The following is a 21,361-nucleotide window of genomic DNA, read 5'->3' on the forward strand; positions in this document are numbered from 1 at the left end:
GCCCGCCGCCGAAGACCGCGTCGAACTTCTCCGCCTGGATCTTCTCCGTCAGCGGCAGCGTCTGCAGCGGGTTGCGCGTCCCGTCCGGACGCTCCCGCAGCACACCCCGGTCGATGTAGTCCTGCACGGAGGCCACATGGAGCCGCAGACCGTGCTGCGCCACGGTGCGGTCGCGGTACTCGATGACCTCGGGGAAGTTGTGCCCGGTGTCGACGTGCAGCAGCGAGAAGGGAACCGCCGCCGGGGCGAAGGCCTTCAACGCCAGGTGCAGCATGACGATGGAGTCCTTGCCGCCGGAGAAGAGGATCACCGGCCGCTCGAACTCGCCCGCCACCTCGCGGAAGATGTGCACCGCCTCGGACTCCAGAGCGTCCAGATGCGAGAGCGCGAAGCCATGCGTGCTCACACCAGCCCCCGCTCCGCCAGCACCGCGTACACCGCGTCCGCCGACTCCTGGGGCGTCTGGTGCTGCGTCGGCAGTACGAGCGAGGGGTCGACCGGCGGCTCGTACGGATCGTCGACGCCGGTCAGCCCCGTCAACTGTCCCGCGGCCTGCCGAGCGTAGAGCCCCTTCACGTCCCGCTCGCTGCACACCTCGACCGGAGTGGCCACATGCACCTCGATGTACGGCGTCGAGCTGGCCTCGTGCCGCTTGCGCACGGCCTCGCGGCTGTCGGCGTACGGCGCGATGACGGGCACGACGGACAGGACGCCGTTGCGCGCGAGGACCTCGGAGACGAGGCCGATGCGCTGCACGTTCGTGTTGCGGTCCGCTCTGGAGAAGCCCAGACCGGCGGAGAGGAAGCGGCGTATCTCGTCGCCGTCGAGAACCTCCACACGGTGCCCCTCGGCCTTGAGCCGGTCGCCCAGCAGTCGGGCGATGGTCGTCTTGCCCGCGCTCGGCAGTCCCGTGAGCCAGACGGTGGCTCCCTGAACCTTGGCCGTGGTGGTCATGCGAAACAGTCCTCTTCTCTACCCGGCGGTCGGCCCGTTGAACGCTAGGTAAGAAGCTTGAGAAGAGGGAAAGAACAACCTGAGGGTTCCGTTAGTGACCTGTGTTGTGCCTGAGGTCACACGCCGACGAACTCGGCGCCCGTGTCCCTGAGCCGCGCGTGCAGCCCGTGGAAGACCGCCGCCGAGCGGACCCCGGGCCAGTCCTCGGGCAGCAGGCGGGCGGGCAGGCCGGGGTCGGTGTAGGGGAGGTGGCGCCAGGAGTCCAGGGCGAGCAGGTAGTCGCGGTAGGCCTCCTCCGGCGGGGTGTCGCTGCGCTGCTCCCACTCGTGCAGCACGGGCCCGTGGCGGTCGAGGAACTCCTCGTGCTCCTTGGCGATCGCGGCCAGGTCCCACCAGCGGGCGACCGCCTCCTCGGTCGCCGCGAAGCCGAGGTGCTCGCCGCGGAACAGGTCGACGTACGGGTCGAGGTGCAGCCGCCGCAGGGTGTGCCGGGTCTCCTCGTACAGCCGGGCCGGGGCGATCCACACCCCCGGGGTCGCCGTGCCGAAGCCGAGTCCGGCCAGGCGCGAGCGCAGCACGTGCCGCTTCTGTCGCTCCGACTCCGGCACGGAGAACACGGCGAGCACCCAGCCCTCGTCCTCGGGTGGCGTGGTGGCGTAGATCCGCCGGTCGCCGTCGTCGAGCAACTGCCGGGCGTCCGGCGAGAGTTCGTACCCAGCCGCGCCCTGTGCCGTACGGGCGGGGAGCAGCAGCCCGCGGCGTTTGAGACGGGACACCGAGGACCGCACGGAGGGCGCGTCCACGCCGACCGCGGCCAGCAGCCGGATCAGCTCGGCGACGGGCACGGGGCCCGGTGCGAAGCGGTCGTAGGCGCCGTAGAGCGTGACGATGAGAGACCGTGGTGCATGCTGGTCGGACACGTTGATCATCTTAGGTCTTCGGCATCAGTGCTGGTCACCATCGGTATCACCTTCGCTGCCACGTTCGACGGTGGCTTCGGCGCTGCGTTCGGTGCGCAGTCGGAAGCGCTGCAGCTTGCCGGTCGCGGTGCGCGGCAGTGCGTCCAGGAAGACGATCTCCCGGGGGCATTTGTACGGCGCCAGCTCGGACTTGACGAAGGCGCGCAGGGATTCGGCGTCCCGCTCGGCGCCCTCCTTGAGCACGGCGAAGGCCACGACGACCTGACCGCGGGCCTCGTCGGGCCGCCCCACCACGGCCGCCTCGACCACGTCCGGGTGGCGCAGCAACGCGTCCTCGACCTCCGGTCCCGCGATGTTGTACCCGGCCGAGATGATCATGTCGTCGGCGCGGGCGACGTAGCGGAAGTAGCCGTCGGGCTCGCGGACGTAGGTGTCGCCGGTGACGTTCCACCCGTCGCGCACATAGACGCGCTGCCGCGGGTCGGTGAGGTAGCGGCAGCCGACGGGTCCCTGCACGGCGAGCAGGCCGGGCTCGCCGTCGGGCACGGGCTGCCCGTGCTCGTCCTGCACGCGCGCGTGCCACCCCGGTACGGGCACCCCCGTCGCCCCGGGCCTGATGCGCTCGTCGGCGGCGGAGATGAAGATGTGCAGCAACTCGGTGGCGCCGATGCCGTTGATGATGCGCAGACCGGTGCGCTCGTGCCAGGCCTGCCAGGTGGCGGCGGGCAGGTTCTCGCCGGCGGAGACACAGCGGCGCAGGGACGAGACGTCGTACGCGTCGATCTCCTCGAGCATCACGCGGTAGGCGGTCGGCGCGGTGAACAGCACCGAGACCCGGTGCTCGGCCACGGCCGCCAACAGCTGCTCGGGATGGGCCTGTTCGAGCAGGAGCGCACTGGCACCGGCCCGCATCGGGAAGACCACAAGGCCGCCGAGGCCGAAGGTGAAACCGAGGGGTGGACTGCCCGCGAAGACATCGTCCACATCTGGTTGCAGCACATGCTTCGAGAAGGTGTCGGCTATCGCGAGCACATCCCGGTGGAAGTGCATGCACCCTTTCGGTCGACCGGTCGTGCCCGAGGTGAACGCGATCAGCGCGACGTCGTCGGCCGCGGTCGCGACGGCCGGATACGGGGTGTCGGGCGCCGGGCGGTGCAGGAGGTCGTCGGGGGCGTCGCCGCCGTATGTGCTGATCCGCAGGCCCGGTATCTCGGCTTTGACGAGGTCGTCGATGGACCGCACGTCGCACAGGGCGTGCCGGACCTGTGCCATGTCACATATCACTGCCAGCTCGTGCGGGCGCTGCTGGGCCAGCACGGTGACCGCGACCCCGCCCGCCTTCAGCACCGCCAGCCAGCAGGCCGCGAGCCAGGGTGTGGTCGGGCCGCGCAGCAGGACGCGGTTGCCGGGGACCACGCCGAGGTCGCGGGTGAGGACGTGCGCGAGACGGTCGACGCGGGCGCGGAGCTCGCCGTACGTCCAGGAGGGGCCCGCGGGGGTGCGGAACACCGGGCGGGCCGGGTCGGCGCCGGCGAGGAGCTCGGCGGCGCAGTTCAGCCGATCGGGGTACTGGAGCTCCGGCAGGTCGAACCGGAGTTCGGGCCGTTCTTCGGGCGGCGGGAGGTGGTCGCGCGCGAAGGTGTCGACGTGGGCCGAGACGTTCATGGCGGTGCGCCCCCTTGCCGTGTGGGCGTCGTGGTGGGCTCGCGATTCGAGCGTATCGTGTTGGTGACGACAGTCAACGGTGCGCGATATCGTCGGGAGAGACACGGCAGAGAGGCGACCGGCAATGCCCGCATTCTCGCTCGAACCGTCACAGATCGCCTGGTGTGCCCAGTTGCGCACCCTGGCGGCGGATCGGCTGCGCCCGCTCGCGGAGAAGGGCGAGCCGGGGCACGTCAACCGCCCGCTCGTCGCCGAGCTGGGGCAACTCGGCCTGCTGGAGCGGCTGTTCACCTCGGGCGCCCTCGACCTGTGTCTGATGCGGGAGTCGCTGGCCTACGCGTGCACGGAGGCGGAAACGGCCCTCGCCCTGCAGGGCCTGGGCGCCCACCCCGTGTACGCGTACGGCACCCCGGCCCAGCGGGAGCGCCGGCTGCCCGGCGTGACGGACGGGACGACGGTCGCCGCCTTCGCGCTGAGCGAGCCCGGGGCGGGGTCGGACGCGGCGGCGCTCTCCCTGACGGCACACGCCGACGGCCCCTCCCGCTGGCGGCTCACGGGTGAGAAGTGCTGGATCTCCAACGCCCCCGAGGCCGACTTCTACACCGTCTTCGCGCGCACCACCCCGGGCGCCGGTGCCCGGGGCGTGACCGCCTTCCTCGTGCCAGCCGACCGCCCGGGCCTGAGCGGCAGGGCCCTCGACATGCTCTCGCCGCACCCCATCGGCACCCTCGGCTTCGACGCCGTGCCGGTCACGGCCGACGACGTGCTCGGCGAGGTCGACCGCGGGTTCCGGGTCGCGATGGGCACCCTCAACCTGTTCCGCCCGAGCGTCGGCGCCTTCGCGGTCGGGATGGCGCAGGCAGCGCTGGACGCGACCCTCGCGCACACCGCCCGACGCGACGCGTTCGGCGGCAAGTTGAAGGATCTGCAGGCCGTCGCCCACCAGGTCGCAGAGCTGGCCCTGCGTACCGACGCGGCCCGCCTCATGGTGTACGCGGCGGCGACGGCGTACGACGAAGGTGCCCCGGACGTCCCGAAGCGCGCGGCGATGGCGAAACTGCTGGCCACCGAGACCGCGCAGTACGTCGTCGACAAGGCCGTCCAACTGCACGGCGCACGGGCGCTGCAGCGCGGCCACCTGCTGGAGCATCTGTATCGCGAGGTGCGCGCCCCGCGCATCTACGAGGGTGCGAGCGAGGTCCAACGGGGCATCATCGCAAAGGAGTTGTACGCCGACATGGAGAGTGACGCGGAGACTTCCGAGACCCTGGGGGCCGCCGAGTGAGTACCGAGCGCGTCAACCCGCCCGAGCTCTCCCCGGCCACCGGCTTCTCCCACGCGGTCGTGGCCACCGGTACCCGCGTCGTCTTCCTGGCCGGTCAGACCGCTCTCGACGCCGACGGCAAGGTGGTCGGCGACACCCTCCCCGAGCAGTTCGAGAGGGCCCTCGGCAATCTGCTCTCGGCGCTGCGGGCCGCCGGGGGTGCTCCCGGGGACCTGGCCCGGGTCACCGTCTACGCGACGGACATCGCCGCCTATCGAGTCCATGCCCCCGAACTCGGCCGTATCTGGCGGGAGTCGGCCGGGCGGGACTATCCGGCGATGGCGGTCGTCGAGGTCGTACGCCTGTGGGACACACAGGCGATGGTGGAACTCGACGGTTTCGCGGTGCTGCCGTAGCACCACCGCGCAGAGCCGGTCAGGCTGCGATGGCGAGGCGCTCGGCCGGCATCCGGTGCGGCGCGACGGCGCGGCCGTCGGGCGTCAGCTCGCCGGTGTCGTCGAAGACGATCGCCCCGTCGCACAGCAGGCTCCAGCCCTGCTCGGGGTGGGCGGCGACGACGTGCACGGCGCTGCCGTCCAGGGAAGGGCACGAAGACTGGTGGGAACACATGTCGCACCTCCACGTCGGTCGGGACCGTCCGTCCGGTCCCGATAGATAGACCATGCTCCCGACGCGAACTCATCGGAACGCCCTGCCGTGAAGCGTGACAACACGCGGACAACACCCGGACGGTTCCACGAAAGTTTGCCTCGCGATGTCCGCGCCGGTCACGCCGGCCGGCCTGCTTTTCTGCCGGGGGTCCGGGGGCCCGCGGCGAAGCCGCTGATGTCACGGCCCCGGGACAATGCAGCACGACCGTCGGTGCGGACTCGCCACCGATGGGGTGACGATGACGGCCGCCGGCGGGTGCGGCGGGTACCCCTGGAAGCCCCACCCTCGAGGAGGTTTCCGATGTCCAGACGCCCCGCGCTGGCCCTCGCGGCCGGTGCCGCGCTGTTCCTGGTGGCCGCTCCCGCCGTCCCGGCGGCCGCGGCCACGCACCCCCGCGCCCTGGAGCAGACCGTGACCGTCGACCCGACGGGCCGCGTCACCGACGACGGCACCGTCACCCTGACCGGCACCTACCGCTGCACCGGCAGCGAGGGCCTGGCCTTCGTCAGCTCCTCGCTGAGCATGAAGGACAACCCGAACCTCCACCAGGGCGTCGGCGGCACCCTCGCCGTGTGCGACGGCGCGGAGCACCGCTGGGAGAACACGGCCAAGCCGTTCCCGCGCCTCAAGCCGGGCGAGGCCACCGTCGAGGCCTCGGTCACGGAACTCCGCGGCGTGGGCCTGATCCCGCTGCCCGCCTTCCACGCCTACGACGTGTACGACGTCACCCTGACCAAGGCCTGACGGGCGGTCGGGAGGCCGGGACGCCGTGCTGGACACGTGGTCCCGGCCGCCCGGTCCCGGTCGCCGAGGGGGGCGACACTCTACTGATAGTTCGCGCTGCGACAAGATATTGTGTACGTAAGTTAGGCGGCGAGGGGGTGACGGGGCATGGCGAAGGACGCGGCCGCACGGCCGGTGGTCAGCCGGCGCCGGGAGGTCGGTGACGCCAGTGCGCGGTCGCTGCTGATGACCGTCCTCGGCGAGTACGTCCTGCCCCGCGGCCGCCCGGTGTGGACGTCGGCCCTGGTCGAGGCGCTCGCGCTGTTCGGCGTCGAGGAGAAGTCGGCCCGCCAGTCGCTCGCCCGGACCGCCGCGGAGGGCTGGCTCGCCTCGGAGCGGGTGGGCCGCCGGACGCGCTGGGCCCTCACCCCGCCCGGGCGGCGGCTGCTGACCGAGGGCGCACAGCGCATCTACGACTTCGGCAGCGGGCAGCGCGTCTGGGACGGCAACTGGCTGGTGGTCCTCGTCTCCGTGCCGGAGGCCAAGCGGGACCTGCGGCACCGGGTGCGCACACGGCTCAGCTGGGCCGGCTTCGGCTCCCCGGAGCCCGGCGTGTGGATCACACCGCGGGCCGACCGCGAGACCGAGGCGCTCGGCGTCCTGAAGGAACTCGGGCTGGCCGACGACGCGATGTCCTTCACCGCGACCTACGGCGCCGTCGGCAGCGAGGCAGCCATGGTGGCCCGCGCCTGGGACCTGAGCGAGGTGGAGGACCGCTACGAGGCCTTCATCGACGAGTTCACCGGCCTGCACCCGGCGGACGGCGACCCGGTGCTGCACGCCTTGACCCTGCTGGTGCACGAGTGGCGCCGCTTCCCGTTCCTCGACCCGCGGCTGCCGCCGAAGCTGCTGCCGGCGGGCTGGAGCGGGGCCAGGGCCACCGAGCTCTTCCACGGCAGGCACGCCGAGTGGACGATGGCGGCGCAGCGGCGATGGGACGAGCTGGCGGCCGACTGACGCCCCACCCCCCTCTTGCCCTGCCCGCTCACACTCCCAGTCCGGGAAACACCTTGGCCGCGTTGCCCGACAGCACGCCCCGCAAGGTCTCCTCGGGCAGGCCCAACTCCCGTAGCGCAGCAACGTTGTTGGACGTCCCGGGCACGCCCGGCCAGTCCGTTCCGAAGATCCAGCGGCCGGCCAGCCTCGGCAGGTCGAACCGGGCGTAGTACTCGGGGAGTTTGCGCGGTGGCAGCCCGGCGAGGTCCAGCCAGACGTTCGGTCTGGCGAGGGCGAGGAAGGCCGCGGTGTCGTACCACCAGCCCCGCCCGCCGTGCGCGAAGACGAACTGCACGTCCGGGAAGTCCTCCACGGCGTCGAGCATCAGCTGCGGATCGCCGTACCGCGCGCGGGCGCCGGGGAAGCTGGACGTACCGGAGTGCACGACGACCGGGACCCCGCGCTCGGCGCACAGGGCGTACAGCGGGTACAACTCCTTGTCGGCCGGGTCGAATCCGCCGTGCACCGGGTGGAGTTTGACGGCCACGGCCCCCAGGTCCAGCTGGCGTTCGGCCTCCGTTGCCACCGGGTGGTGCAGGTGCGGGTTGACGTTCGCCACGAGCCGGAAGCGGACCGGGTTGTACGCCACGATCGGGAGCAGGTCCTCGATCGGCTGGATGCCCGTGGCGCGCGGGCTGTACTCGCAGAACAGCAGGGCGCGGTCCACGCCCTCCGACTCCAGCAGGGCGTCCAGCCGCTCCGGCACGGGGTCGCCGTGTCCGTCGTAGGCATCGCGCCAGGGATGTCCCCGGCCGAAGGCCTGCGCCCACTCGAACCAGGACGGCTTGAGCGTGGACAGCCTCGGTACGTGGACGTGCGCGTCCACCACGGTCTCGCCGCCGATCACGGCTCCCCCTCGGAGTCGTCGCGGACCATGCCGCGCAGCACATTGCGGCGGATCTTGCCGGTGGGCGTGCGGGGCAGTTCGGGCAGCCCGATGACCGCGCGCGGCCGTTTGAAGGCGGCCAGGCCCTCGCGGCACCAGGCGACCAGGGCCTCCGGGTCGACCTTGTGCCCGGGTCTCGGCACCACGCAGGCGACCGGCTTGTCCAGGCCGTCCGCGTCCCGTGCGCCGACCACGGCGACCTCGGCGACGTCCGGATGCGCCAGCAGCCGTTCCTCGACCTCGGCGGGCGAGACCCAGATGCCGCCCGCCTTGAGCAGGTCGTTGGTGCGGCCCATGCAGGTGTGGGTGCCGTCGGCGTTGCGGACGTAGGTGTCGCCGGTGCGCACCCAGTCGCCGAGGAAGACCTGCCGGCTGGTCTCGGCCCGGCACCAGTAGCCGGTGGCGGCCGACTCCCCGCGGACGTAGAGCTCGCCGGGTGTGCCTTCGTCCTCCACCACGCGGCCCTCGGCGTCCCGCAGCTCCACGTCGTACCCCGGAACAGGCTCGCCGGAGGAGCCCGGATGCACGCGCCCCTGCCGGTTGGACATGAAGATGTGCAGCAGCTCGGTCGACCCGATGCCGTCGAGCACCTCCACGCCGAACCGCTCGAGCATCCCCCGGTAGATCCGCGCCGGAAGCGCCTCACCGGCCGAGACGCCCACCCGTACGGTCGCGAAGGCGTCGTCGGGTATGTCGAGGCTCGCGAGCAGCGCACCGAGGAACCCGGGCACCCCGAACAGCACGGTGGCCCGGTCGGCGGCGGCGCGCTTGGCGAACAGGGCGGGGGAGGGCCGGGCGGGCTCGAGGAGGGCCGTCCCGCCGACGGCCAGCGGGAAGAACATCGAGTTGCCGAGGCCGTACGCGAAGAAGAGCTTGGCGACCGAAAGACAGCGGTCGTCCGGGCCGATGCCGAGCACCTGCCGCCCGTACGTCTCCGCCACGAACCTGATGTCGGTGTGCCGGTGCATCGCCGCCTTGGGCGTGCCCGTGGTGCCGGAGGTGTACAGCCAGAGGGCGGGGGAGTCCGGCCAGGTGGGATACGGCTCCTCGTCGGGGCCCGCGTCGAGCAGGCGCTGCCAGTCGTCGCCCAGCAGCAGGTGCTCGACCTCCGCAGCCTCCTGCACGGCCGCCCGCACCACGGGCGCGAACTCCTCGGATCCCAGCACCACTCGGGTACGGCAGTCCGCCACCAGCCTGCCCAGTTCGCCGCCCGTGAGCATGGTCGACGCCGGTACGGCCACCGCGCCGATGCGGAAGGCGGCGAGGATGCCGGTGAACAGCTCGACGTCGTCCGCCATGCAGAACAGGACGCGCTCCTGGGGCCGCACGCCGAGGGCGCGCAGCCCGGCGGCCACCCGGCGGACCTCGCCGGACAGCTCTTGGTAGGTGAGGGTCCGGGCGGGGGTGACGACGGCCGTGCGGCCGCCGTTCCCGTCTCTCACATGCCGGTCGACCAGCCAGTCCGCAGCGTTGAACACCTCGGGCATCCGGACCGCCTCACACCAGTCGGACGTACTCGTAGTCGAACGGTTTGCCGTTGATGCCGCTGACCGGCGGCGCCACCCAGCTCGCGATCTTCCCGCGCTCGTACACCGGCTGCATCAACGACCGTACGAACGCCAGGTCTTCGGCGGTCGGCAGCCAGTGGTGGTGGCAGACCCGCCAGGTCTCCTCGTCGACGATCGTGCCGTCGGGGGTGACGTGGTGGCCGGAGGCGAGGCCGACCTGGCGGTTGAAGCCGGGGTGGGGGAGCTCGAGGCGGAAGTCGATGCCGTGCTCGTCGAGGATGCGGTTCCAGCGCTTGACGCCGGTCCGGCAGTCGGCGATGTACTCGTCGCGCAGGTCCAGGTTGAGGGCGAGCAGCGCGGGCACCTCGTCGACGGCCCAAGTGCCGTCGTCGGCCGGCTTGTCCAACAGGACGCCGTCCTCGGTGAGTTGGTGGTCGTCGCCGCGGCGTTCCTCCTGCCAGCGGCCCTTGAGGCCGGCCGTGTAGTAGTTGGCCGCGTTGGTGGAGGTCTCGCTGCCGAAGAGGTCCAGGGAGACCGTGTAGTGGAAGTTGATGTACTTCTGGATGATGTCGAGCGGGATGCCGCCGCACGCGGCGATGTCCAACGTGTCGTGGTCCCTGATCAGTTGGGCACTGCGCGTCACCACGCGGTCGACACCCGTCGTACCGACCATCATGTGGTGCGCCTCCTCCTTCAGCATGAAGGTGCAGGTCCGCGACAGCGGGTCGAAGGCGCTCTCCTTCAGCGAGCCGAGCTGGTACTTGCCGTCCCGGTCGGTGAAGTACGTGAACATGTAGAAGGCCAGCCAGTCGGCGGTCTCCTCGTTGAACGCGCCCAGGATGCGCGGCGAGTCGGGGCTGCCGGAGTTGCGGTACAGCAGCGCCTCGGCCTCCTCGCGGCCCTCCCGGCCGAAGTAGGCGTGCAGCAGGTACACCATCGCCCAGAGGTGCCGCCCCTCCTCGACGTTGACCTGGAAGAGGTTGCGCAGGTCGTAGAGGCTCGGCGCGCTCAGCCCCAGCAGCCGCTGCTGCTCGACGGAGGCCGGTTCGGTGTCGCCCTGGATCACGATCAGGCGCTGCAGGTCGGCACGGTACTCGCCGGGGACCTGCTGCCAGACCGGCTCGCCCTTGTGCTCACCGAAGGCGACACGCCGGTCGGGGGTGGGCTCGGCGAGGAAGATGCCCCAGCGGTAGTCGGGCACGTTGACGTGGTCGAAATGGGCCCAGCCGTCCCGTCCGACGGACACGGCGGTGCGCAGATACACGCCGTGGTTCTCCAGCGAGGGGCCCATCTCGCCCCACCAGCCGAGGAACTTGGGCTGCCAGCCCTCCAGCGCGCGCTGCAGCCGGCGGTCGTCGGCGAGGCCGACGTTGTTGGGGATCTTGGCGTCGTAGTCGATGGCCGTGGGCATCGGTTCACACTCGCTTCCGGTCGTAGACGGCCCGCTGCCCGGTGCCGTAGCGGCTCAACGCGCCTTCCGGACCTGATGCGTTGGGCCGTACGAAGATCCAGTTCTGCCAGGCGCTGAGGCGGCCGAAGATCTTGGTCTCCATGGTCTCCGGGCCGACGAACCGGTGGTTGGCCTCCATCCCGGTCAGTGCGTCCGGGCTCAGCGCGGCCCGGTTCTCCAGGACGAGACGGATCTCGTCCTCCCAGTCGATGTCGTCGGGCGCGTCGGTGACGAGGCCGAGTTCGCGGGCCTGGGCGGCGCTCAGGGGCCGTCCGGCCTCCCGGTGCAGCCAGTCGAGGTGGTCGTCCTGCCGGAAGAAGCGGGACTGGAGACGGGAGAGGCCGTTGCCCATGGGAAAGACGCCGAAGTTCGCCTCGGTCAGGCTGACTCGGGCACGCTCCTCGCTGTCCGGGTCCTCGATCGGGGGTCCGTCCAGCATGTACTGAAGATCGCAGGCCAGGGCCAGCTCCAGGAGCAGTCCGGCGAAGCAGCTGCCCGGTTCGATCAGTGCGACCAGGCTGCGACTGGTGACGTCGAGACGTTTCAGGGTGCGCTTGTAGTAGTGCAGGATCTCGTTCGCCAGCCAGTCGTCCTTCGTGCTCAACAGCCGCTGTTCATGGGCGAGTACGAGCGCGGGGTCGCCCTCGGTGCGCAGCACCCAGGTCCCGAGCTCGGGTTCGTTCGTCCTCAGGAGCAGGATCAGGTCGTCGAGTTCGCGGGTGAGGGCGAGCAGCCAGCCGTCCCCGCCGTCGTCCTCGGGTCCTCGTACGGTGATGCGGACCAGCCCGCCAGGACGGTCGAACTCGGCGCGCACATACCGGTAGGAGAGCCCCCGCTCGTTGATCTCCCGCTCCAGCGGGGCGAGTCGGATGCCTTGGACGTCCGCCGGACGTGGATCGAGCGCCGCCGCCTCCCTCGCCCGCTGCTCGACGACCGCACGGAAGTCCCGCCGCGGCACCACCTCGTCCACCAGCCGCCAGTCCACGGCCGTCTTGCCCCGTACGCCGTCGGGGCGGGTGGCGAAGACGTCTGCCAGGTCCTTGCGCACCCGGCGCTTGTCCGTCAGCCGGGTCAGGCCGCCGGTGCCGGGCAGCACGCCCAGCAGCGGCACCTCGGGCAGCGCGACCGACGAGGAGTTGTCGTCGATCAGCAGGATGCGGTCGCAGGCGAGCGCGAGCTCGTAGCCGCCGCCCGCGCAGGATCCGTTGACGGCCGCGATGAAGGTGAGGCCCGAGTGCTCGGAGGCGTCCTCCATGCTGTTGCGGGTCTCGTTGGTGAACTTGCAGAAGTTGACCTTCCACTCGTGCGCGGAGGCCGCGAGCATCCGGATGTTCGCCCCGGCGCAGAAGACCTTCTCCTTGGCGCTGGTCACCACCACGGACCGCACTTCCGGGTGCTCGAAGCGCAGCCGCTGCAGAGCGTCGTACAGCTCGATGTCGACGCCCAGGTCGTAGGAGTTCAGCTTCAGCTCGTACCCGGGAACCAGCCCGCCCTGCTCGTCGACGTCCAGCTCCAGCCAGGCGACCGGGCCGTCGGTACGCAGCTTCCAGTGCCGGTACGTGTCCGGACTCCGGTCGAAGGACACCACCACCATGCCGAGCGCCTCCTCGTGCCGGTGCGAGTACCGTTACGAGAATCCTCTACAGTGTGGCGTCAGAACGTCAAGGTTCTGTAGAATAAAAAGCGCCGGGTGTCACTTGACCAGTCCGCCGTTGGCCCGCACCGCGAACCAGGTGCCGCCGACGCCCTGGCCGAGGGTGTCGCCGGGGTTCCGGTCGCCGGTGTACCAGTAGAGCGGCCAGCAGTTCAGGGAGAGCTGCTTGGTGCCGTCCGGGCGGGTGTAGGTGCTGATCAGCTTGGGTTCGACGCCCTTGATGTTCTTGACGTCCACGGGCGTGGCGGGCTTCCAGAGCTTCAGACAGTCGCCGAGGCAGTTGGACTTCATGGGCCAGGCGGAGTCCTTGGTGAAGCGGTAGAGGGTGCGACCCCGGCCGTCCCGGACGATCTCGCCGAGCTTCGGGTCGGACACGGTCGACAGCGCGGGCAGCTTCTCGGTGCGGTCGGCCCGCTTTCCGTCGGGCGCGGTGGCGAACCAGGTTCCGCCGACCCTGTGCCCGTTCGCCTGGCGGGGCTCGGTGTCCCGGGTGTAGCGGTACATCGGCCGGCCGGCCACGGTGAGCTGCCTGGTGCCGTCGGGGCGGGTGACCGAGCCGAGCAGCGCGGGGTCGATGCCCTGGCCCGCCGAGGCGCCGGCCGCGGGGACCGGTGGCCAGACGGCGGCGCAGTCGCCCGTACAGGTGGAGGCGGGCGGTGAGGCCGTGTCGTCGTCGAACCGGTACAGGGTGAATCCGGCACCGTCGGTCACGACCGGGCCCAGCTCGGCGCTCTGCCAGACGCTGAGCCTGCCTGCCTCCGTCGGCTGGGCGCCGGCGTCCTGGACGGTGGTCGCGGCCGAGGCCGCCGGTGTCGCGACCGCGGCGTTCGCCGGAGCGGCGGGTGTCTGTGCACTCCCGCACGCGGCCGTGGACATGACCGCCGCGACCGTCAGCGCGACCGGGATGCAGGTGATTGCGCGCATGGCTGTACCTCGTCTCTGCTCGAAAAGGGTTGGTCCGGGTGAGGGACCGCCCCGGCCGCCGGGGAGGAGGTCGACCGGCTGCCGGGGCGGAGTCAGGGGTGTTTCGGCCGTTGCGGCAGGTCAGACGCGCCCGGTGCCCGCACCCGCGAGGGTCTGGGTGGGCACGATCACCTGCAGGCCCAGCACGCCCAGGTCGACGGTGCCGTCGGACTCGGCATACCACCGCCAGTGCGCTCCGGGGACGTCGCCGACGGTGAGGACGATCCAGCCGCCTCCGTCGGGTGCTGCGAGGTCCGCCAGTGTCCGGGCCTCGTCGGCGGTCGGCGGATCCAGGAGTACGACGAATCCGGTGACCTCGCCCGTCCGGGCCGCGCCGCGCACCAGGCCGACGCCCAACTCCTCGGCGGAGTTGAGGACTTCCTCCGGGGCCCGGCCCTTCACGTCGGACACGGAGCGCAGCCGGACCAGGCCGTTGAGCCCGGGCAGGGCGTTCGCGGTCGGGTCGACCGAGACAACCACGGTGCGCTGCCTGGGGAGTTCGAGCAGACCGCGGACGAGCGCGGCCACGGTGTCCTGGGCGACCGTGAGATCACCGGTGACGCTCAGCGCGCCGTTGATCTGGCCGAGGTCGACCATGACCTGTGCGTCGCGCTCGCCCACGCCGACCCGGGCGAGGTGCGGCAGGGCGAGACCGAGGTCGGCCGAGGGGACGCCCTCGATGACCGAGGGAAGTCCCTTGCGCTCCCAGCGAGTTGGGGCGACCGCGGTCCATGGCGCCGGGGCCTGGCCCGCGCCCGAGACCGAGGCGAGTAGCTTGGTCGGTTCGGCCAGCACGCTGTAGACGCGGACCGGGCGGGTTGTCTCCGAGTTCTCCGTGTCGTGCTCGGGGACGATCTCGCGCAGCGCCTGGCGGACCACCACCGGCGTACGGGTGTCCGCCGCGAGCCGCCTGGCCAGGGCGCCCCGGCGACGGCGGCGCAGGGCCAGCGCCAGACCGCGCGGCAGCCGGGGGCGCAGGACGCGGCCCGCCCGGGCGGCCCCGGAACCGGTGGCCCGGGCGGCCCGGCCGAGCGGGCGGCGGGCGACGATCACCACGGTCAGCGCGGTGACGCCGGCGATGCCGCCGACCAGCGCGGGCAGCGGGACGCGGTCGCCGACCGCGGCGAACGGTCCGCTCGACTTGGCGGCGGTCGCAGGCGTCGTAGCGGACGCACCGGGTGAGACCGCGGGCGAACTCTGCCCGGAGGACGTGGACTTGGACTGGGGGAGCACGCCCACCTGGACGCCGGAGCCGGAGGCGTCCTCGGGCAGGATCAGCGGGAAGCCGGGCTCCAGCTGGTCGGGGCTGACGAACACCGAGCCGTCCGGCAGCACCCGGCCGCTGTTCAGCACCAGGATCTCCTCGAACCGGTTGCCGTCGCCGAGGGTGCGCTGCGCGATGTCGAAGAGCGTGTCGGGCTTGCCGCCGTTGTCCTTCGGCTCCTTGACGACGTAGAACTTCGTCACTTCCTCGGCCAGCAGCACCTGCCCCGGCCGCTGCGGGACCGCCGCGTGGGCGGGCGCGGGCAGCGCCATCCAGGTGACGAGCGCGAGCCCGCACACCGCCATGACCTGTGCCGTCCTGCGCTGCACATCCGTGCGCCGTACCCGGGCCGTGGCCGTCCGTGCGCCCGTCGCTGGTGCGTCTCGCATCTTTCTCGTCCTCCTCCGTCAGGGCCGTCGACGCGTCGGCTGGGAGCGCGTCGGCCGTCACACGGGCGGAGCGGGCGGCTGGTTCAAACGCTCTGAACCGTTCCGCGGCGGCACGCGTGCACAGGGCGCCCAACGAACGAGAAGCGGGGAGGCGTTGAGATGGCACGACGGCACACCACGGGCTGGGAGGTCCTGGGGTTCACGAGCGACCCCACCCCCGGCGATCCGGAGGCGATCCGGACGCTGGCGAAGACCTACCAGGAACTCGGTGACGGGGCGGGCGAGGCCGTCGACCTGCTCAGCGACGGCGGGGCGATCCGGCAGGGCGAGGGCAAGGCGATGGACGCCCTCCGGGAGCGGATCAACAAGGACCTGCCGGGGATGCTGGTGAAGACCCGGGACTCCTTCCGGGACGCCGCCGAGGCCTACACCACGTACGCCGACACCCTGACGAACGCCCAGGAGATGCTGGACCGGGCGATCGACGAGGGCCAGGAGGTCGCGGACACCGCGAAGACCGACGTACCGGCACTGGCCGCCGACGCCACCCCGGACCAGGTCGACGCGCACAACAGCCGGCAGAACCAGGTGGACGACGCCAAGAACCGGCTGTCGGCCGCCGAGGCGCTCGGCCGGGACGCCGAGCGGCTGCGGGAGGACGGCTCACGCCGGGCGTCGGTGATCCTGGACGACGCGGCGAAGGAGGCGATCCCGGAGCGGGGCTTCTTCAAGAAGGTCGGCGACTTCCTCGCGGACAACCCCATCATCGAGATCATCGCGGGCATCATCGTCGGCATCGTCGCGGTGTTCCTGCCGATCGTGGGCGTGCTGCTGGGCGCGGCCCTGCTCGCCCTGTCGGTGATCCGGATGGTCTCACAGGGCAAGATCGACGTAGGCGATCTGGTCATCGGCATCCTGACGCTGGTGCCCGGCGGAGTGCTGCTCGGCGCGCTGGGCAAGGTCGGTGCCTCGGTGGCCAAACTGGCCAAACTCGCCCCGGCGCTGGCCAAGTTGGGCAAGGGCGCCGGGACCATCTCGGCCGCCCTGACGAAGATCGTCAAGGGCTCGACGCTGGTCCGCAAGGTCATCAACCCGCTGGGCAAGGGCCTGGTGGAGCTCAGCGCGAACCCGGGGCTCGCCCTGGCCGGCAAGGTCGCGCTGGACGTGGGCACCGAGTTCACGCTCGGTTTCGCGGCGGCCGGTATCACGGCGGCGGCCGACGGCAAGAAGTTCGACCTCGGGCCCGCCGCGATCGGCTCGCTGATCGGTGCCGCGTCGGGCGGTGTGCTCTCGGCGTTCGGCGGTACGAAGTTCGCCAACAGCATCAAGGACGCCTTCACCACCAAGGGCAAGTTCAAGAGCAACATCGACAAGGCGTTCTCCAAGGGGAGCCTCGGCATCGTCGACGGCAAGTTCAAGCCGAGCGGCATCCTGCACGTGGACGGCAAGGGGCAGCCGCAGAAGACGGGCTTCCACGGCATCAACAGCTCGACCAGCTCGGACCCGGCCGACGGTGTGCTCAAGACCAAGGTGACCACGCCGGACGGGACCAAGACCGAGGGGAAGATCGACCCGGGCGGGCCCAAGGCGGACCCGGTGGCCGGCACCGATCTGCCGTTCGCCAACGACAATCCGCCCGCCGCCAAGACCACCACCCCGGACGGCTTCACCTCGGAGACCAAGGACGGCGCGAACACCATCAAGTCACCGGCCGGGGACAAGATCTCCTCGAACGGTACGACGACCAAGATCGAGACGCCGCTGAGCGGCCCCGGCAAGCTCGAGAACGGCATCAACACGGTCGGCGGCGAGTTCGGCCCGGGCATCAACGAGCACTTCGGGATCGGCGCCGACAAGCCAACGATCAGCACCGAGTTGACGCCGAACGGGGACTTCAAGACGTCCGGTTCCTTCGGCAACGTCAACCACCAGGGTGGTGTCACCACCATCAGCACGCCCGCCGTGGACGGCGCCGGTCTGAGGCCGCAGTTCCATGTGAACGGCCACGAGATCTCCACGCCCGGCGGTGTGGGCGCGACCAACGGCCCGGGATTCTCCGGGGTGCACGGTCCCGGCCTCTCCGTCGACAACCAGAACGGCGTCCACTCGGTGTTCAACACCGCGCACCCCGGCGACGGAGCCGCACCGGTCGTCACCCACAACCCGGGCAACGGCAACATCGGCGTCGACCTCGGCAACAACACGACGATCAACGCGGACGCGGGCCACCTCGACCACGGTGTGACACTGCCCGGCGGCACCCAGGCCTCGATCGACAACGGCGGCACCATCCACGTCGACAACGGCGGCCCGGGCGGGCAGGGCGTCACGGTGCCACCCACGCACACCAACAACCCGGTCACCGTCACCGACGGCGGCACCACCACGACCCTTCCCGGCAACGGCGGCGCGACCATCAACACGCCGGGCGGGCACACCACGACCCTCGGCGACAACGGGTTCACCGTGAACACCGGCGGCCCGAACCCGGACACCGTGCAGTTCCACGGGAACAACGGCACGCTCGACGTGACCCCGAACGGCGGACACCAGCCGGTGACGGTGACCCCGAACGGCGACGTGTCCGTCGGCGGGCTCAACACGGACCACAAGGGCGGCGGTTCGGTCACGGACGGCACCCACTCGGTGGACTTCTCACCGAACCACGTCACGTTCAAGGGACCAGACGGTCAGGGGTTCACCGTCAACCCCAACGGTCGCTTCGACGTGGGCGGTATCCACCAGTCGCCGGACGGGGTCATCACGTCCGGCTCGACCACGCTGCACAAGGACGGCTCCGCGGCCCTCGCGCACAACGGCCAGGAGTTCCACGTCAGCCCGGACGGGCAGATCACCGTCACCCCGGGCCCCGGCAACACCGGCGTCCAGGGCGCCCCGCAGCCCACCCCCGGCAACCCGGTCACCCTCGGCAACACCACCATCAGTGTCGACGGCGCAGGGCACCACACCGTCACGGTCACCGGCAACAACGGCACAACGGCCTCCGTGACGAACGGCACCACGACTGTCAACCACGGGCCGTTCCAGGTCAGTCACGGCCCGAACGGCATCAACGGGGGCACCACCGGCGCCAACCCGATCCAGGTCAGTCACGGCACCGACGGCGTCTCCACGGTCTCGCACGGCGGCACCACCGTGAGCACCGGAGCCAATGCCCCGACCACCGTCGGCAACCACGGCACCGGCCAGCCGCCCGCGGTCACCGTCACCCCGTCGAAGGGCGGCACTCCGACCCAGGTCACCACCGACGGCAGCACCTCCACCCTGACGAACAACGGCGCCCAGACCGACGTGGGCGGCAGCAATGTCGCCAACGGCACCGTCCACAACGACGGCTCCGTCACCACGAACGCCCCGGCCGGCCCCAACACCACCGTCAACCACGGCCCGAACGGCACGGTCGCCACGGACAACGGCGGAACCTTCGCCGTCGACAACAACGGCACCGTCACCGACGGCCCGATCACCGTCCACCCGGGCACCGACGGCACCACCCCCGTCGCCACCATCGCCAACACCGGGGACGGCGGCGCCCAGGCGACGCTCGGCCCGAACGGCATCGACAGCCAGGGCGTGTCCACCACGGTGAACGGCAACGGAGACGTCGTCTTCACCCACCAGCCGGACGGCGGCGCACGACCCACCACCGCCACCGTGGGCCCCGACGGCTCGCTCACCTCCCAGGGACCGGACGGCTCCATCGCCAACGTGCCGGGCGACGGGGCCGACACGACGGTCATCAACACGCACGGCAACACCATCACCTCGAACGGGCAGACCAGTACCCACAACGAGGGCGGCTTCACCACCACCATCACCGACGGCCCGAACGGCCCGACGACCAGCACGGTCCACGACAAGTCCGGCATCGGGCACAGCGTCGACGGCAACGGCCGGGCCACCGTCCACAACTCGCCGAGCGGCGCCGACATCAGCGGTACCAACACACAGGTCAACGTCACCACCCCGCAGCAGGAGGGCTGGGGCCTGTTCGGACACCCCGAGATGACGGGTGGTCAGAACACGTTGAGCAACGGCCCGAACGGTCCCACCATCACCACTCACGGCGCCGACCCGATCCACGAGCCCGGCAGCACGGTCACCCACAACCCCAATGTGGGCCACGAGGGCGAGTTCACCACCACTTACGGACCGGCGCAGGGCACCTTCGGCCCCGGCGGCGTCCACGAACTCGGCCCCTCCGGAACCCATGTGGACCCGACCACCAACCAGCCCATCGACACCGCGGGCAACCCGATCGGCAACGGACCCGGGCAGACCCCGATCAGCACGATCCACGGCGACGGCGCGAGCGGCATCACCGTGACCACGCCGGGCAACGGCCCGACCGTGCACCACGAGGGCTTCTTCGGCGGCAAGACCACCGTCGACACCGGGAACGTCACCGTCACCAAGACCCCCGGCGGCCAGGAGAACGCGGGCACCGCCGGCCAGAAGTCCGGTGTGGTCGACGGCCCGCACAACCCCGTCAACCCCCAGGATGCCCCGGGCCCCGAGACCTTCAAGGTCGGCGGCAACAACGGCGGCCCGAGCGTGGACGTCCCGGTCGGCGGCGGCAAGTCCACCGTGCACGGCGGCGGATTCGACGTGAAGTCGACCGGAAAGGGCACCTTCGAGGTGTCCGCGCCCGGCGGTGGCGGCGCCACCGTCACCGTCGGCAAGGACGGCAGCCTGTCCGGTCCCGGAGTGGTCCATCCGACGCTCCCCGACGGCCAGTTCGGCCCGGTCGGACCCTCGCACGCGCCGCTCGGCAACGGCACCACGATCAGCGAAGGGCCCGGCGGGACCACCGTCACCACCCCGGACGGCGGCCCGACCAGCACCTTCAACAACGGTACGGCGACCACGACCGACCCCGGCAACGGCGTGACCATCACCCAACACCCGGACGGCAAGGCCACGTTCAACAGCAACGCCGGCGGCGAGAACACCACCCTCAACGTCAGCGGCAACGGAGTCGACGGCACCGTAACCAAGACCGACCAGGGCGGCAACCAGACCAACTTCGGCGTCGACGTGGGCAACAGCGGCGCCGCCAAGGTCAAGGACGGCACCGGCAACACCGTCACCGACGTGGACGCGGCGGGCTCCGTCAACGAGCAGCACTCGCCGGTCCACGAGTACTACTCGTACACCAGCGGCCCCACCGCGGTGACCGAGCTGCGCGACTACGGCTACGAGGCCGTCACCGGCGTCCTCAAGGGCGTCTTCAACTCGGGCATCAGCGCCGCCTACCAGATCGGCGCCAACGGAGCCGACCCGATGACCACCCTGGAGAACGCGGGCATCCGGCTCGGCAACGGCGTGGGCAACTCGCTCGCCGGCACGAAGCTGGAGAACTCCTACATCTTCAAGACCAAGGGCCCCGAGACGGCCGTCTCCAGCCTGCCCACAAAGGTGCTCGGCGGCCTGAACAACAACGCCGACGTCGACTTCGCGCATTCGAACGACGAAAAGCCCGTGACTCTCTGAACCACTTCCGCGCGCCCCACGTGTGTATGGCGCCGGACCAAGAAGCCCAGAGAAAAGCCACCGAAGAAGCCCGCACAGCGGCGAATTACCGATACAGAAACGGGAGAATTCCAATGGCCGACTACATCGTCAACGACGAGAAGACCTCCGCGACCGCCTCCAGCACGATGAACGAGTACGACACGGCCGTGGCCCAGCTGGAGAAGATCAAGCGGGACCTGGACGCGCTGACCGAGGACGGTTACAACACCCCCGCCGCCAAGACCAAGTTCAAGCCCTTCGTCGAGGACTTCTCCAAGGGCTACCGCTCGGTCGTCGAAGGCCTGACGGGCATCTCCAAGTACGTCGACGGCGTGGGCAAGGGCTTCAACCAGCTCGACTCCGACATGGGCAACAGCCTCTCCAAGTAGGCCCGTTCACCCTCGCCGGCCGGGCCGGGCCACCGCGGTCCGGCCCGGCCGGCCGTCGCCGTCCACCGC

17 protein-coding genes are annotated in these 21,361 nt (G+C 71.0%); 6 read left to right on the forward strand and 11 right to left on the reverse strand.

Annotated elements, in window-relative coordinates; all coding sequences use genetic code 11:
* The 4 genes from ABZ880_RS12405 to ABZ880_RS12420 form a co-directional block, all read right to left on the reverse strand.
* Positions 1–406 (reverse strand): phosphoadenosine phosphosulfate reductase family protein (locus ABZ880_RS12405; protein ID WP_361260573.1); only part of this gene is annotated, 406 nt, incomplete at its 3' end.
* Positions 403–954, reverse strand: a complete 552-nt coding sequence (gene cysC, locus ABZ880_RS12410; protein ID WP_361260576.1) for an adenylyl-sulfate kinase — start codon at positions 952–954, stop codon at positions 403–405. The genes cysC and ABZ880_RS12405, both read right to left, overlap by 4 nt.
* Positions 955–1,070: 116 nt before the next feature.
* The gene (locus ABZ880_RS12415) at positions 1,071–1,883 is read right to left on the reverse strand and encodes a PaaX family transcriptional regulator C-terminal domain-containing protein (RefSeq protein WP_361260578.1); all 813 of its coding nucleotides are present in this window, start codon (positions 1,881–1,883) and stop codon (positions 1,071–1,073) included.
* A gap of 15 nt (positions 1,884–1,898) precedes the next feature.
* Positions 1,899–3,539, reverse strand: coding sequence for an AMP-binding protein (locus tag ABZ880_RS12420; RefSeq protein ID WP_361260579.1), 1,641 nt, complete (start codon positions 3,537–3,539; stop codon positions 1,899–1,901).
* A gap of 124 nt (positions 3,540–3,663) precedes the next feature.
* Here ABZ880_RS12420 and ABZ880_RS12425 point away from each other — a divergent pair, with 124 nt between their 5' ends.
* Positions 3,664–4,824, forward strand: a complete 1,161-nt coding sequence (locus ABZ880_RS12425) for an acyl-CoA dehydrogenase family protein (protein ID WP_361260581.1) — start codon at positions 3,664–3,666, stop codon at positions 4,822–4,824.
* On the forward strand, positions 4,821–5,219 hold the full coding sequence (locus ABZ880_RS12430) for a RidA family protein (RefSeq protein ID WP_361260583.1): 399 nt from the start codon (positions 4,821–4,823) through the stop codon (positions 5,217–5,219). The genes ABZ880_RS12425 and ABZ880_RS12430 overlap by 4 nt, the downstream gene beginning before the upstream one ends.
* Positions 5,220–5,238: 19 nt before the next feature.
* Here ABZ880_RS12430 and ABZ880_RS12435 read toward each other — a convergent pair whose 3' ends face one another.
* Positions 5,239–5,433, reverse strand: coding sequence for a DUF5999 family protein (locus ABZ880_RS12435; RefSeq protein WP_361260585.1), 195 nt, complete (start codon positions 5,431–5,433; stop codon positions 5,239–5,241).
* A 342-nt stretch (positions 5,434–5,775) separates the two neighbouring features.
* Here ABZ880_RS12435 and ABZ880_RS12440 point away from each other — a divergent pair, with 342 nt between their 5' ends.
* Both ABZ880_RS12440 and ABZ880_RS12445 read left to right on the forward strand, forming a co-directional pair.
* The gene (locus tag ABZ880_RS12440) at positions 5,776–6,219 is read left to right on the forward strand and encodes a DUF6299 family protein (RefSeq protein WP_361260587.1); all 444 of its coding nucleotides are present in this window, start codon (positions 5,776–5,778) and stop codon (positions 6,217–6,219) included.
* 147 nt (positions 6,220–6,366) lie between these two features.
* Positions 6,367–7,215 carry a PaaX family transcriptional regulator C-terminal domain-containing protein gene (locus ABZ880_RS12445; protein ID WP_361260589.1) on the forward strand — a complete coding sequence of 283 codons (849 nt, stop codon included), beginning with the start codon at positions 6,367–6,369 and terminating at the stop codon, positions 7,213–7,215.
* A gap of 28 nt (positions 7,216–7,243) precedes the next feature.
* On the opposite strand, the gene ABZ880_RS12450 is transcribed toward ABZ880_RS12445, so the two are convergent.
* The 6 genes from ABZ880_RS12450 to ABZ880_RS12475 all read right to left on the reverse strand — a co-directional run bounded on the left by ABZ880_RS12450 (position 7,244) and on the right by ABZ880_RS12475 (position 15,368).
* Positions 7,244–8,101, reverse strand: coding sequence for an amidohydrolase family protein (locus tag ABZ880_RS12450; protein WP_361260591.1), 858 nt, complete (start codon positions 8,099–8,101; stop codon positions 7,244–7,246).
* On the reverse strand, positions 8,098–9,627 hold the full coding sequence (locus tag ABZ880_RS12455) for a benzoate-CoA ligase family protein (protein WP_361260593.1): 1,530 nt from the start codon (positions 9,625–9,627) through the stop codon (positions 8,098–8,100). The genes ABZ880_RS12450 and ABZ880_RS12455 overlap by 4 nt, the downstream gene beginning before the upstream one ends.
* A gap of 10 nt (positions 9,628–9,637) precedes the next feature.
* Positions 9,638–11,059 (reverse strand): benzoyl-CoA 2,3-epoxidase subunit BoxB, encoded by a 1,422-nt coding sequence (boxB, locus tag ABZ880_RS12460; protein ID WP_361260595.1) that lies wholly within the window; start codon positions 11,057–11,059, stop codon positions 9,638–9,640.
* Between the two features lie 4 nt (positions 11,060–11,063).
* Positions 11,064–12,692: a 2,3-epoxybenzoyl-CoA dihydrolase gene (gene boxC, locus ABZ880_RS12465; protein ID WP_361260597.1), complete on the reverse strand. Its 1,629-nt coding sequence runs from the start codon at positions 12,690–12,692 to the stop codon at positions 11,064–11,066.
* Positions 12,693–12,791: 99 nt separating this feature from the next.
* Positions 12,792–13,676, reverse strand: coding sequence for an SCO0930 family lipoprotein (locus tag ABZ880_RS12470; RefSeq protein ID WP_361260598.1), 885 nt, complete (start codon positions 13,674–13,676; stop codon positions 12,792–12,794).
* Positions 13,677–13,796: 120 nt separating this feature from the next.
* Positions 13,797–15,368, reverse strand: coding sequence for a hypothetical protein (locus tag ABZ880_RS12475; protein ID WP_361260600.1), 1,572 nt, complete (start codon positions 15,366–15,368; stop codon positions 13,797–13,799).
* A 159-nt stretch (positions 15,369–15,527) separates the two neighbouring features.
* Here ABZ880_RS12475 and ABZ880_RS12480 point away from each other — a divergent pair, with 159 nt between their 5' ends.
* On the forward strand, positions 15,528–20,882 hold the full coding sequence (locus ABZ880_RS12480) for a putative T7SS-secreted protein (RefSeq protein WP_361260602.1): 5,355 nt from the start codon (positions 15,528–15,530) through the stop codon (positions 20,880–20,882).
* 113 nt (positions 20,883–20,995) lie between these two features.
* On the forward strand, positions 20,996–21,292 hold the full coding sequence (locus tag ABZ880_RS12485; RefSeq protein ID WP_361260604.1) for a WXG100 family type VII secretion target: 297 nt from the start codon (positions 20,996–20,998) through the stop codon (positions 21,290–21,292).
* Positions 21,293–21,361: the final 69 nt, after the last annotated feature.

It is taken from the genome of Streptomyces sp. NPDC047043, from assembly GCF_040644055.1.
Taxonomy (GTDB): Bacteria; Actinomycetota; Actinomycetes; order Streptomycetales; family Streptomycetaceae; genus Streptomyces.